This is a genomic window from Bacillus sp. 1021 (assembly GCF_014534735.1).
Classification (GTDB): domain Bacteria; phylum Bacillota; class Bacilli; order Bacillales; family Bacillaceae; genus Bacillus; species Bacillus siamensis.
Genome location: NZ_JACVSR010000001.1, coordinates 1,365,924 through 1,379,303 on the forward strand (window position 1 = coordinate 1,365,924; position 13,380 = coordinate 1,379,303).

Consider the following 13,380-nt stretch of genomic DNA (forward strand, 5'->3'; position numbering starts at 1 on the left):
TTAGTCCCCTTTTAAAAACGTCACGTTGTCACCTGCCAAAACGAGTCTGCAGGTGCAGTGCTTGTCTCTGCTTTTTTCTCATATTTCTTTAAAAGATCCGCAATGTCCGTTTTTTCATTACTTGTTTTTTCCGCTTCATTCTCCGTGCTGTTCCAGCCGCCCAAAAGCGGGTAGTGTTTTTTTCTGAATTCCGGCGGCTGGGGCGTCCGGTGATGTTCCCGCTGCCTTTCACCTCTGTATTCTTCAACGAGGATATGAGCATTTGTCCCGCCGTCAGGAAATGAACTCTGAGCTGCGACGCGGGGTTTCTTCTCTGAATGCCAATCAACGGGTTCACGATTAAAATGAATACGTGACGCTTCAAAGTCATAATGTTCAAATGGCTCACGCGCTGATAAGAAAGGGGGAATCCGCTTATGATAGACGCTCAGCACACATCGGATGAAGCCCGCAAGTCCTGAAGACAGAAGCAAATGCCCTACATTCGGTTTCACCGATCCGATCCGGCAGGGCAGAAGCGTTTTCCGGTTCAGCTGATAGACATCTGAGAGCGCCTTGATTTCCACCGAATCAACGATTGGGGAACCGCCTCCATTCACTTCTATATATCCAATGTCTTCGGGCGACTTTTCCGCCATATTAAGCGCAGTTTGAATGACGTCTCTCTGCGCCCTTATATTCGGTGAACCGGGACCGAGCGTCCGGCCGTCATTGTTTACCGAGACGGCTTTTATGACGCCGTAAATACGGTCTCCGTCCCGCACCGCATCGCTCAATCGCTTGATAAAAACGGCCCCCGCTCCTTCTCCGAGCACTTCTCCCGCTGATTCACGGTCGAATATATGAAACACGCCGTTCTCATTTAAAATATGGCGCGCTCCGAATAACCGGTGCGCGGACGGAGATAAGAGCAGACTCACCGAACCGACTAAAGCCGCGTCAATCCTTCCGGCCAAAAGGGCGTCTTTTGCAAAGGACAGCCCGATCAGCCCTGAGGAACATGCTGTATCCACGACAAGGCTCGGCCCTGTGACATTCAAAAATCGTGAAATGTTGGCCGCGAAATAGTTTTGCCCCGCCCCCAAAATCGGGTTAGGCGCCTGCAGGATATGCTCCATACCGGCTGAAGGCTGCGCCCTGCCGCCGATGTACACGCCGACTTTCCGGCCCGACAAATCCTTTTGGCCGTACCCGGCATCATAAACGGAATGAACTGCTTCTTCTAATATGATCCGCGCCTGCGGGTCCATAATTGCCGCGTCTTTTTCAGAGATGCCGAAAAAGCCCGCATCAAACATGTCGATATCATCAGTCCATCCCGCATAATCCTTTGTATGCGCTGTTGCATGCCAGCGCGATGCGGGGACAGGCCGGATGGCGGTGTTCCCTTTCATCAGCAGCTCCCAAAAAGCATCCGTTCCGCCCGCCCCCGGAAAACGGCAGGACATGCCGACGACGGCAATATCGTCTTCGGTATCCGCTTTCGGCTTCATGGATGTTCTCTCTTCAGCGGCGGCGGTTAAATCAGGCTGGAGATCCCTGTCTTGAACGAAACCATTTTCTTTTGTCACAAAATCGGCTTTATGATGCACTGCGAAATAGTCAACCATTTCTGTAATCGTTTGATATTGAAGCATTAAGGACGGTGTTAGCTTTATGCTGATCCGTTTTTGCAATGATTGAACCAATTCCGCAAAGAGTATTGAGTCAATCCCGTATTCATCAAACGGCATATCATCTTTTATCTGCTCATCCGTCATTTTCAGTTCTTCGCTGAAAACGGTGCGCACCCATTGACGAATCGTATCCTTCACCTTTTGGTCACTGGAAATGCTTTTTTTCACGGGAGCTTCAGATTTCTTCACCTTCAGAAGATCACCAAAATCAGCCTCACTGTCTTCGGGAACACAAGGAATTCCGCAGCTTTGTCCGTTTAATATGATGTAATCTAAAAATTTCAGTCCGTCTTCGGGAGACAGTCTGGAAAGTCCTGATTTTTGATAAGCAGGTGTTTCCGGCAGGCCTTCAGCCATACCGGTTTCTTTCCAGACGGGCCATTGAACGGCTTTAACAAACACGTTCCCTTTACCTGCTTGATGATTTGCAAAAGAGTCCATAAATGAATTAGCCATCGCGTAGTCACTTTGCCCCGCGGCAAGCGAAGGGATCTGACCCGAAACGGATGAGAACAAAATAAAAAACGACAGCGGCTCATTCTGAACGGCTTCATAGAGACCGCGAAGCCCTGTTACTTTCGGCGTGCAAACGCTTTCGATTTCCGTTTCGGTTTTGTTATAAAAAGCGGGGTGTTCTCCCATTGCACCCGCGCAATGAAAAATGCCGGTAATCGGTCCCATCGTGCCGCGGATGCTGTCTGTCATTTTCCGGAGGCCCTTTTGATCCGTAAGAGAAACGCTGTAATAACGGATCTCCGCGCCCCGCTCGGCTAACCTCTGCATCCGCTCGGCCTTTTCCGGGAGAATGCCGTCGTTTTTCATGTCTGCCCACTTTGAGGAATCGGGAAGCGGCTCCCGCCCCATGATGACCAGTTTCCTGCATCCGCGTGAAACGGCATGCTCCGCCGCAATTGCGCCGATCCCGCGCGATCCGCCCGTTATTAACAGCACATCATCAGACGAATAGGAAAGCTCAGGCGCAGCCGAAACATTCATACCCTGCTTCAGAAACGGCACATAACGGCGATTCAGCCTGTAGCAGCATTCACTGCCGCTTTTGGCCCGCGGCTGTAAAAATTCAGTCTCAATCTGTCTGCTTAATTCTTCTGTGTGCTCAATCGCACAATCGCTATCTATCGTAAAAGAATGAATGTTGGTATACTCAGCGCCCAGCATCCGATACAGTCCCGCCGTTTTCGCCCCTTGCATCAGAGGTTTACTTTCCTTGAAAGGATGGAGGCGGTGTGTCACTTGGCTGAACACAGCGCCGCTATGACGGAATGATTCAAGAGCCTGCTGTAAAAAGGCAAGCTTTCCGTGTTCTATCTCTTCCTGCCGTTCATATTCCGCATCATATGCGGTTATGTCAATGACCCCGAGTATCTGTTTGTTTTTAAGAGACTCCCGCACTCTGCCGTAAAGGTTTCGCCCCGATGCGGCGGCATAATAATCGGCGCCGTCTTTTGCCTGATGAATGAAGCAGATCGTTTCAATATGGCCGTTTCCTTTAAAAAGAGCATCGGCCAATCGCCTCGTCTTATCAGTTGCAAGTATCATTACTGTTCCTGATAATGCTTCAGATTCCGCCGGATCTTGCTGCTTCCATTCTTTTTGAAGAATGATCTTTTGGTTTTCCGCCGGTTCGTCTGTCTGTTTCCGGATATCCGCAGGCACAGGCACCCAATACCGCTCCTTCGCGAACGGATATACAGGAAGGCTGACCCGTTTCGGCTTCTCTCCTTCGTATAACCGGCTCCAGTCAACGGCGGCTCCTTTTGTCCACTCAGTGAGCAATCTGGAATATTGCTTGTTTTTCAAAAACTCGGCCATTCCACTTGATGACATATCGTCGTGAGCACGTCCGCGGAAACACCCTTCAATTTCTGTTTTCCGTTCAAGCACATCCTTCAGTTTTGCTTGCAGGCCGCAAACGGATGTAACGATAAATGCCAGCCGTTCAGGCATCGCTTCTCTGCCAGCTTGAAGCGTGTAGGCCAGGTCTTTAAGGTTGACTTCTTTTTCCCGTAAAAAGCGGTCATACCGTTTTACATATTCTAATAGGCGTTCTTCATTTTTTGCCGAAAGCAGAAACAGAACCGGCTCGTCTTCCCGTATACTCACCGATTTCTTTTCATCCTGCTTCGGCAGATATTCTTCTATGACAAAATGGGCATTGCTCCCGCTGGCGCCAAAAGAACTTAAACCCGCTCTTCTCGGCTGGTCAGGATGTAACGGCCGTTCCCATTCTACCAGCCGATCCGCCACATAAAACGGCGTGTCCGAAAATGGAATATGGGGATTCAGCGTGTCCGCGTGCAATGACGGAAAGATTTCTCCATGCTTCAGCTGCAAAAGCACCTTTGTTAATCCGGCGATTCCGGCGGCTCCTTCTAAATGGCCGATATTTGATTTGGCAGAGCCGATGGCGCAAAACCGCTTCTTGTTTGTCCATTTGCGGAATGCGCGGCTCAGCCCTTCAATTTCAATCGGATCACCCAGAGACGTGCCTGTTCCGTGGGCTTCAATATAGCTCAGTGTCTCCGGATCAACGCCGGCACTCTGAAAAGAATCTGTAATGACTTCCGCCTGTGATGCCGGATCAGGCACTGTCAAACCGGATGTTTTTCCGACATGGTTTAAAGCGGAGCCTTTTATGACGCCATATATCGGACAGCCCATTCTTTCCGCTTCTTGAACGGTTGTCAGCAACACCGCGCCGACGCCTTCTCCCGGCACATAGCCGTCACCGCCGGCGGCGAAGCTTTTGCAGACGCCTTCTGAAGACAGAAATCCGGCATTCGCCAAAAACGCATATTTATGCGGATGTGTGACCGCATTAACACCGCCGGCAATGGCGAATTCGCACTCTCCCCTTTTAATGCTTTCACATGCCAAATGTATGGATGTGAGCGAAGAAGAGCACATCGTATCAACAGCCATTGACGGCCCTGTAAAGTTCAGGCAGTGAGACACGATATTCGGAACAGAGGCAGGCGTCACGCCCATAGACAGCGGTGTGCCCCGCTGTGTGATTTCAGCGCCGAACAGCTCATAATGGCTCCAAAACACACCTGCGAATACCCCGACACGTTTTCTCTTTTGTGAAGATGGCCCGCGCGCCGTTCTGTCCTGATAAAAACCGGCATCTTCACAAGCTTCCCAAGCCGTCTCTAAAAAAAGCCGCGCCTGCGGGTCCATCATTTCAGCCTGGCGCGGAGTCAGATTGAAAAACAGCGGATCAAAGCAGTCTATGCGATCTAAAAATCCTCCGTAACGATAGAACTGATCTGCTTCATAGGAGAAAGGATAACCTTTCCATCTGTCTTTCGGTATTGTTGTGATGCAGTCTTTACCTGAGCGCAGATTCTGGTAAAATTCATCGATGCTTCCCGCCTGCGGGTATCTTCCTGCCAATCCGATTACCGCAATATCGTGCTCTTCTGTGTGTCTCTCTTGTTTTTGGTTCCTTCTCTTGACAGCTGCATGGGATAATGAAGAGCGGTTCTTGTCTGCCATCGGAACCAATCGGGCCATGTTTTCAGTTACAGCCGGCTCCTTCCCGTATAAAATAACGGATTGCAGCTTGCCGAGACGCAGCATATATTCAAGTGAAGCCATCCCTTCCCCGGCCGGAATCGGGCTGGTGCCGGTTGCATCATTCATGATCTCTTTCATTAAGCTGTCAACCTGCATGCCGCCATCTTCCCAAAGCGGCCAGTTGATCGTCATAGAAGCCCCGGTCCGTTCGCCTTTTTCCGCTTTGCAATCGCGATATTTCATATATTCATCCATAAAAGCGTTCGCTGCGGCATAATCTGTCTGGCCCGCATTTCCGGCCAACGCCGAGAATGAGGAAAATACGGCGAAAAATTCAAGCGGTTCATGCCGTGAAGCTTCGTCCGCATGAATCAGGCCGCTGATTTTCGGCAGGAACACCCGCTTCAAGTCAGAACTGTCTTTTTGGATGATAAATTGATCTTTTAAAACACCGGCGCAATGAAAAATGCCCGTCAGCCGGCCGAAAGTTTCTGTAATCTGAGCAAATGCCCGCTCTGTTTCGGCTTTGCTGCCGATGTCCGCTTGAACGTAAAGAACTTCTGCGCCCAATGCTTTCAGTCTGCTGATCTTCTCAGACTGTTCCGGCGAACGGCCGATGAGTGCGAGCTTCACCTTTTCTTTTTCTGCAAGGTGACGGGCAAGCAGAAATCCAAGACCGCCGAGGCCTCCTGTAATGACATATACGCCGTTTTGTTTCCAAGGAGACTGTGTCTGCCCGTCCGGTTTCTCAATACGTTCGAACAATCTGATCTGCCGCATATTGTCTTTATACCGAATGTCTGTGCAGCCCGCATAAGAGCAGTCTGCTTCTGTTCTAATGATTGCAGCCGTCTCACTTGGCAATCTCTCATTCTTGTTACAGAAGGTGATCACCTGAGTGCGAAAAGCCGGATTTTCAAGATGTGCCGTTTTCAGCATAGCCCCGAGAGCGGAAGACAATGCCGCTCCATCCTCAGCGGCACATACAAGCTGAATCAATGTATGTTCTTTCGGATGGTCTGTCAGTTCCCGTTTGAGCATACGAAATATGCGCTCGGCATCTGCTTCAAACTGCTCATCTGCAGCCTCATGCTCCTTTTTTAGTTCTATCACTTCCGCTTCCGGGCAATATGTGCCGAGTTCATCGGTGAGACGGGGTCCTGCATCGGCAGCGATAATGAGATGACGGGTGTGTTTTTGCCCGTTCTGCACTGCCGTTTCCAGCGGCTGATCTTTCCAGGCGGGTTCAAAAAACAGAACCTCATCAGCAATGTCAGCTTCTGATGTATGCCGTTCTTCGGCCGAATCTTTCAGCACACAGCCCGCTTCATTGATAAGGTAATCCGCAAGGCGGCGGACAGATGAATATTCAAAAAGCAGTGTCGGATAAAACTGCTGCTGAAAAGTCTGCTCTAATATCTTTACAAGCTTCAGCAAATGCGCCGAGTCAAGCCCCATATCATAAAAGCCTTTCCGCACATCAATATCCTGTGCCGGACGATTGATCAACCTGGCGATTTCCGACTTTATGTAAGTCACCATGTTTTGTTCCGGCGTTTGTTGTTCAGACACGTCTTCTGCGGCCACATGATTTTCGGGCTCGCCACGGCCGCTTCTGTTCTGCTGAGGCGGCTTCTCTTTGTCTATCAGATGGGTAATCATATTCGCTTGTCTGACCCTTTTTACTGTCAGTTTCTCACATTCGGCCAATACGTTCCCTGCCCTGTCGTAAATCGTGAAGTCGGCCGAATAAAAATCAGGTTCGCTATCTGATGCGCCGCTTTCAGTGCGGCTGTTTTTCGCAGAATAAGTGTAAACCGTTTTCGGAAACGGCTGATATATGCAAAAACGATTGATCATAAAAGGAATATAAGGTGTGTCATTCTGTTTTTGGGCCGACAATGCAAAGGAAGAGCCGGCAAGGGTGGACGCATCTAAAAAAGCCGGATGCGCCTTAAATTTCTCCCGGAATCCTTCAGCCAAATCACTCAGACTGAGCTCCATTAATTCTTCTTTATCCTGAAGCTGATAAACGGCCCCTTCATTTTTCATAAACTCGCCATGTTCAATATGGCTTCTTCTTGCAATTCCGTAAATGTCATGCATGTCCCATTTTCGGCTTGCGTTTTTCATGAATGCTTCAATATTCAGCTCTTTTGCCCGGGGCGTGTTTTTTTGCAAATAAAGCTGACATTCCATATTCTCATCCCGTTTTCCGCCAAGCGGTGTGCCGTTTTTTGCTTTTTCGCTTGTGATCTCAACTTTCCAGCTGTCACGCGCCGGCGTAAAGGTGACATACAGGTGTTTATCAAACTCTTCAGATGTTACAACAGGCTGCTTAAAAATAATCTGTCTTAATTCTATAGGCCGTTCACCGAGATACCCGGCGGCGAGCCGATACAGCATATCTATTAAAGTCACGCCCGGGAGGACGCGGATTTGATGAACGCGATGATCCCGGACGATATAATTCGTATGGCTGATTTTCTGCAGGAACGTTTTGACTTGATCGGTAGCAACTGCCAATCTATCACACCTCGCTTATTTCAAACATTGCTTCTGTGCCCGCCTCATTTTCTTCCGCTTCAGGCAACTGTGCTTTTTCAGGCCAATACCGCTGTTTTCGGTATACTGTCTGGCCGCCTTTCGGTTCCATGGCCGCTTTTCGTTCTTTCGGAATTCCTTCATTGCTAACAATAATATGAGCGTTATTCCCGCCCAAACCGAACGCGCTGACCCCGGCCCTGAGTATCTCTTTTTTTCCGTTCCACCGCTTCAGCTCAAGCACAGGATAAAGCGGCGAATCATTAAATTGAAAGCGGGGGTTCGGTTTATGGCAATGCAAAGTCGGCGGCAGTTCTTCATTGGCAATCGCCAGCAAAACTTTGATGATTCCCGCCGCGCCCGCCGCACTCAGCAAGTGGCCGATATTGCTTTTGACGCTTCCTACACCGCAAAATTGTTTTTCATCGGAATAAGCAGACAAGACATTGGTTAATCCTTTTAATTCAATCGGGTCGCCGATCAACGTACCGGTTCCGTGCGTCTCTACGTATGTCATGGTGTCCGGATCGATTTCCGCCGATTGAACCGCCTGCTCAATCAAGTCCTGCTGTGCCCGGGGATTCGGCGTCGTCACGCCCATTGTGCTGCCGTCATTATTTATCGCAGAGCCGTCAATAACGCCGTATATTTTATCTTCGTCTTCTATCGCTTTTTCGAGCGGCTTCAGCATCAGCACACCGCAGCCCTCTCCGATTCCTGTTCCGTCCGCATCGGCATCGAAAGATTTTGAACGGCCATTTGGCGATAAGATTCTCGCCGCGCTCATGGTGAGAAAAGGTTTTTCATCAAGCAAAATGTCAACTCCGCCCGCAAAGGCCGCCTCCGCTTCTCCATTTTGAATAGCCTGCACGGCCAAATGAATTGCCGTGAGCGAACTGGAGCAGGCCGTATCTACGACCAGGTTGGGCCCTGTAAAGTTATAAATGTGCGCCATATGTGCGGTAATAAAATTTTGCCCCGCCCCAATAATCGCGTCTTTTTGCAAATATTGAAATTTCTGATGAAACGCACCTGCCCTTGCACCGGCAAAAACGCCGATACGGCGGCCCCAGAGATCCTCTTTTTTATAACCGGCATCAGCCAAAGCTTCCGCGCTCACTTCGAGCCACTGCCTTTGCAGCGGGTCTATCATCGGTGCCAGCGTTTCTGAAATATTAAAATACCCCGGGTCAAATTGATCAATATCGTGAATAAAACCGCCCCATTTACTGATGCTTTTTCCTTCTTGATATTCACCCGGCTGATAGTGTTCCCCGGCGTTCCATCTGTCCGGCGGAACTTCAGTGACGGCATCCGTTCCGCTGCGGAGATTCTTCCAAAATTCTTTTATATCCCCCGCTTTCGGAAAATGACAGGCCATGCCGATGATCGCAACCTTTCCCCGTTTCCCGGGCTTATCTGCCGTTTTTTTGCTCCGTTTCGGCGTCTTCTGCAAAGGGAACTTCTCCGCGGGAACCGCTGCATCTGCCGAAAAAGCTTCCGGACAATGTGCGGCTAAATAATCCGCGAGCTGTTCTATAGTAGGGTGTTCCAGAAGGACAGTCGGATCAATTGAAACAGACGGCAGTTTTTGATCAATCTTTGTCAGCACTTGCGCCAGAAAGATAGAATCCATTCCGTATTCCTGAAAAGGCACATCGATATCCATATGCGTTTCATCGATACTCAGCTCTTTTGCCAAAAGCGACTTCAGCCAAGATTGAATGTCAATCCGGTTATGTTCCCGTTTTTTTGTTTCAGGAGGTTTGGCAGCTGTTCTCATTCCTTTATGGGCGGCTGACTTGGCGTTTTCCAGCACTTTGATGTCCCAATCATGTTTCACTTGTGCCGGCAGCACGACAGCTCCGGGTCTTTCTCTTAAAATGTAATCAAGCATCTTGAGACCTTCCGCGTCAGAGTGCCGCAGCAATCCCGTTTGCTGATACATCCCGCTTTTTGTATCCCTGCTCATGCCCGTCTCATCCCATGCCGGCCATTGTATGCTAATAATGCCGCTCTCATTGTTTTCTGCAAAATAGTCCATATAAGAATTTGCCATCGCATAATCGCTCTGACCCGCCGCAAGAATCGGGACGGCTGCCGAGACAGATGAAAACAAGACGAAAAATGCCGGCGCATCATCCTTTACACTCTCATACAGACCGTGGAGGCCGTCTGCTTTCGGGGCGAGCACCCGCGCGATACTGTCTTTGGATTTGCGGAGAAAAGCAGGGTTTTCACGGTCCGCAATTCCCGCGCAATGCAGAATGCCTCCGATAGGTCCGAGCGTTGAGGTTACCTCTTTTATAAGCCGTCCGACGGCCTGCTTATCCGTCAGATCAACTGCTGAGACGCACACTTTTACGCCTTGTGATTCCAGCTGCCGGATAAGCTGTATTTTTTCCGAAACAACAGGGTCTGTTTGCTCAAGATCCCACTCGGTTTTCGGCGGCAGCTCCTTTCTGCCTGTCAGAAGCAGTTTCTTCACACCGTATGCGGAAACGAAATGCTTGGCGCATAAAGCGCCGAGTCCGCGCGTTCCTCCGGTTATCATCAGGACGGCGTCTTTTGGAAACACAGTCCGGTCTGTTTGCACGGCTCCTGGTTCAATCTGATCAGTCTGCCGAAGAACATAGCTGAAGCGCATGCCGTTCCTGTAGCAAACAGCAGACTCCGTTAAATCTGATTCAATTTCTTTTTTAATAAAAGCGGCTGTCTGCTCCAGCGGCTCTTCAGGATCAATATCGGCGTGACAGGTGAGAATATGGCTGTATTCATGCCGCAGCATGCGATAAAGCCCCGCTTTTTCAATACCATGCATAGCGGCAGCCTTATTTTTGAAAGATTCAAGCCCTTTTGTAAGATAAAGCATTTTCATGTTTTCTTGTCCGCGGCCGTATTCAATCAGCTGCTGCAGCGATGCCGCCCAGCTGACGTCCTGACGCTTTTGTCGGGAGCCGCAGCCGGTGAAGTCAATAAACCCGGAATAGATGGCCGCATTCGGATCCTGTAAGAAAGAGATGAGCTGATTTTCCTGCACAATGTCAGCATCATTCAGCTGTTTTTTCACCTCGGCGGCAAAGTCTTTTGTATCCTCAGAGACGATGAGCGCTAATTTGCTGAACGGCTCGGATGAAGACACTGCCTCGCAAGGCTCCCATGTTTTCTGCAATAATACTGTTTTTTGATTCGAAAGCGGCAGCCGCTCCTGTTTCGGCACCCAATAACGGTCTGCTCTGAACGGATAGGAGGGCAGGCTGATGCGGCGCGGCTTACTGTCCGTATACAGCTGCTCCCAATCCGTGTCAAATCCGTTTGCCCAGAGCCGCAGCACTTTCTTGTATTTCTTTTTCTCAATCCAGGCGCTGACGAGGTCAGCAGCGTCTTCATCGTCTGAGAACATGGAGATCGTGTTATTCTCGCGTTTTTTACGGCCGCTGATGATATCTTCGCTGTTTTTTCCCATCAGAAATGCGTTCAGTTTTTCAGTCAGTTCCTCTGCGGAGTCTGCAATGATTCCCAGCCTCGATTCCATCGCGTCCCGTCCGGTCTGCAGTGTGTATGCGGCATCTGCAAGATCGATATGGCGGGATGATCCGTTTTTGATAAAATCGCGAAGGAGACGCGCTCTTTCTTTCAGCCGCTCTTCATTTTTAGCCGACAAAACAAAAAGAGATGACGCTTTCTCACGGGTTTCCGGCTGTTCCGTTTCACTTTTGCCCATGTATTCTTCAATAACGATATGCGCATTGACACCTCCGAAACCGAATGAGCTTACACCCGCCCGGCGGGGCAGGACCCGGCCGTTTTCATCACGCAGCGCTTCCCATTCCTTTGTTTCTGTCACAACGTAAAACGGGCTGTCCTTCAATTTGATATGGGGATTGATGTTCTCGCAATGCAGACTTTTAGCGAGCGTCCGATGTTTCAGCTGCATCAATACTTTGATAACGCCCGCAATGCCTGCTGCGAGCTCCAAATGTCCGATATTTGTCTTCACTGAGCCTATCCCGCAATATCCGCCTGGAGCCCCGTCTGTTTGGAAAGCTTTTTTCAATGCATTGATTTCAATCGGATCTCCGAGTGCCGTTCCGGTTCCGTGCGCTTCTATATAAGTGATCGTTGACGGGTGAATACCGGCTTTTTGATAAGCGCTTTTCAGCACATCCGTCTGAGCCTGCGGGTTCGGCGCGGTAAGTGACGCTGAGCGTCCGCCGTGATTTTCCGCTGTACCGCGGATGAGGCCGTAGATGTGATCCCTGTCATGCTCAGCCTCTGAAAGCTTTTTCAAGACAATCATGCCGGCACCCTCTCCTCTGACATAACCGTCAGCCTGATCAGAAAATGTTTTGCAGCGCCCGTCTTCACTGAGCATGCCTGCTTTTTGAAAACCGATATGCCCTTCAGGCGTGATGATCGTGTTGACGCCCCCTGCGACCGCCATATCACAATCTCCCGTTTCAATGGCTTTTACCGCGCGGTGAATGGCGACTAAAGAGCTTGAACAAGCGGTTTCTACCGGCTCGCTCGGCCCGTGAATATCAAGAAAATAACTCATCCGGTTCGGCCCGACGGACGGCACGATTCCGGTCATCGTATACCCCTCGACAGGAAGACCCGCCTTATTGATTAAGGTTTGATATCCGCTTCCCAATGTGCCGGTGAAAATGCCGGTTTTTGTTCCGGCAATCCGTTTTGCTGAGTACCCCGCGTCTTCAATGGCTTTCCACACATACATCATTAATAGACGCTGCTGAGGATCCATCATTTCAGCTTCTTTCGGAGATATCCCGAAAAACAACGGGTCAAACCCGGCGATTCCATCTATAAAACCGCCCCATTTAATTGACGTTTTATTTGCATCCGCTGCCGGATCGCCGTCATATTCACGCCAATCCCAGCGATCTCGGGGAATTTCTGTGATGCAATGCTCTCCTTTTGATAAACGTGTCCAGAATTCATCTATGTCTTTCGCTTGCGGAAAAATACCGCTGATTCCGATAATGGCTATCGGTTCGGTTTTTTCTTCTGATTTTCCTTTTACGGATACAGGCGTTTCCCGCTTGACATGAACGGCCGCCGGAGCTTCAGCTTTTCTTTTTCCGGTTTTTGGGGCGGTTTTTAAACTCTCTCTTTCTAAACCGCTGAATGCTTCTTTCCATTCAGATATCAAATGGCCGCTCAGTTTGCGCAATGTCGGAAATTCAAAGAAGATAGTCGGACTGAGCTCAAGCTGGTAAGACCGATTTAATAGATTTGTAAATTCAGTGAAAATGATCGAATCAAATCCGTATTCCGTCAGTTCGCTGTCAGCCTCAATATCTTTAATGCTTACCTTTAAAAGATCTGATACATGCCGCTTTAGTTTCTCTTGAACCCGATCTTTCAGATCTCTTGCATCTGTCTCTGCCGCAGCTTGTCCGGCGGCGCTTTGTTCTTCGTCCAGATCGAAAATATGGCTGCGAATCTGTTTTTCGTCGCCCTCCGCCACCATGACCTGGTGTTCTCCGGAGGCAAAAGCGGCATAAAGCGCTTGGATGCCTGAAGCCGATCGCATGGCTTTCATTCCAGTCTGTTCATACATCAGCCGTTCGGTCTCTTTGTCCACGCGCATACCGCCTTC

The 13,380-nt window shown here is 49.6% G+C and carries 2 protein-coding genes; both read right to left on the minus strand.

The window, feature by feature from the left end:
• Positions 1-20: 20 nt before the first annotated feature.
• Complete coding sequence (locus ICW23_RS06645) at positions 21-7,739, minus strand: SDR family NAD(P)-dependent oxidoreductase (protein ID WP_188154193.1); 7,719 nt, start codon at positions 7,737-7,739, stop codon at positions 21-23.
• A 4-nt stretch (positions 7,740-7,743) separates the two neighbouring features.
• On the minus strand, positions 7,744-13,380 hold a 5,637-nt coding region (locus tag ICW23_RS06650), incomplete at its 5' end, for a beta-ketoacyl synthase N-terminal-like domain-containing protein (RefSeq protein ID WP_188154194.1).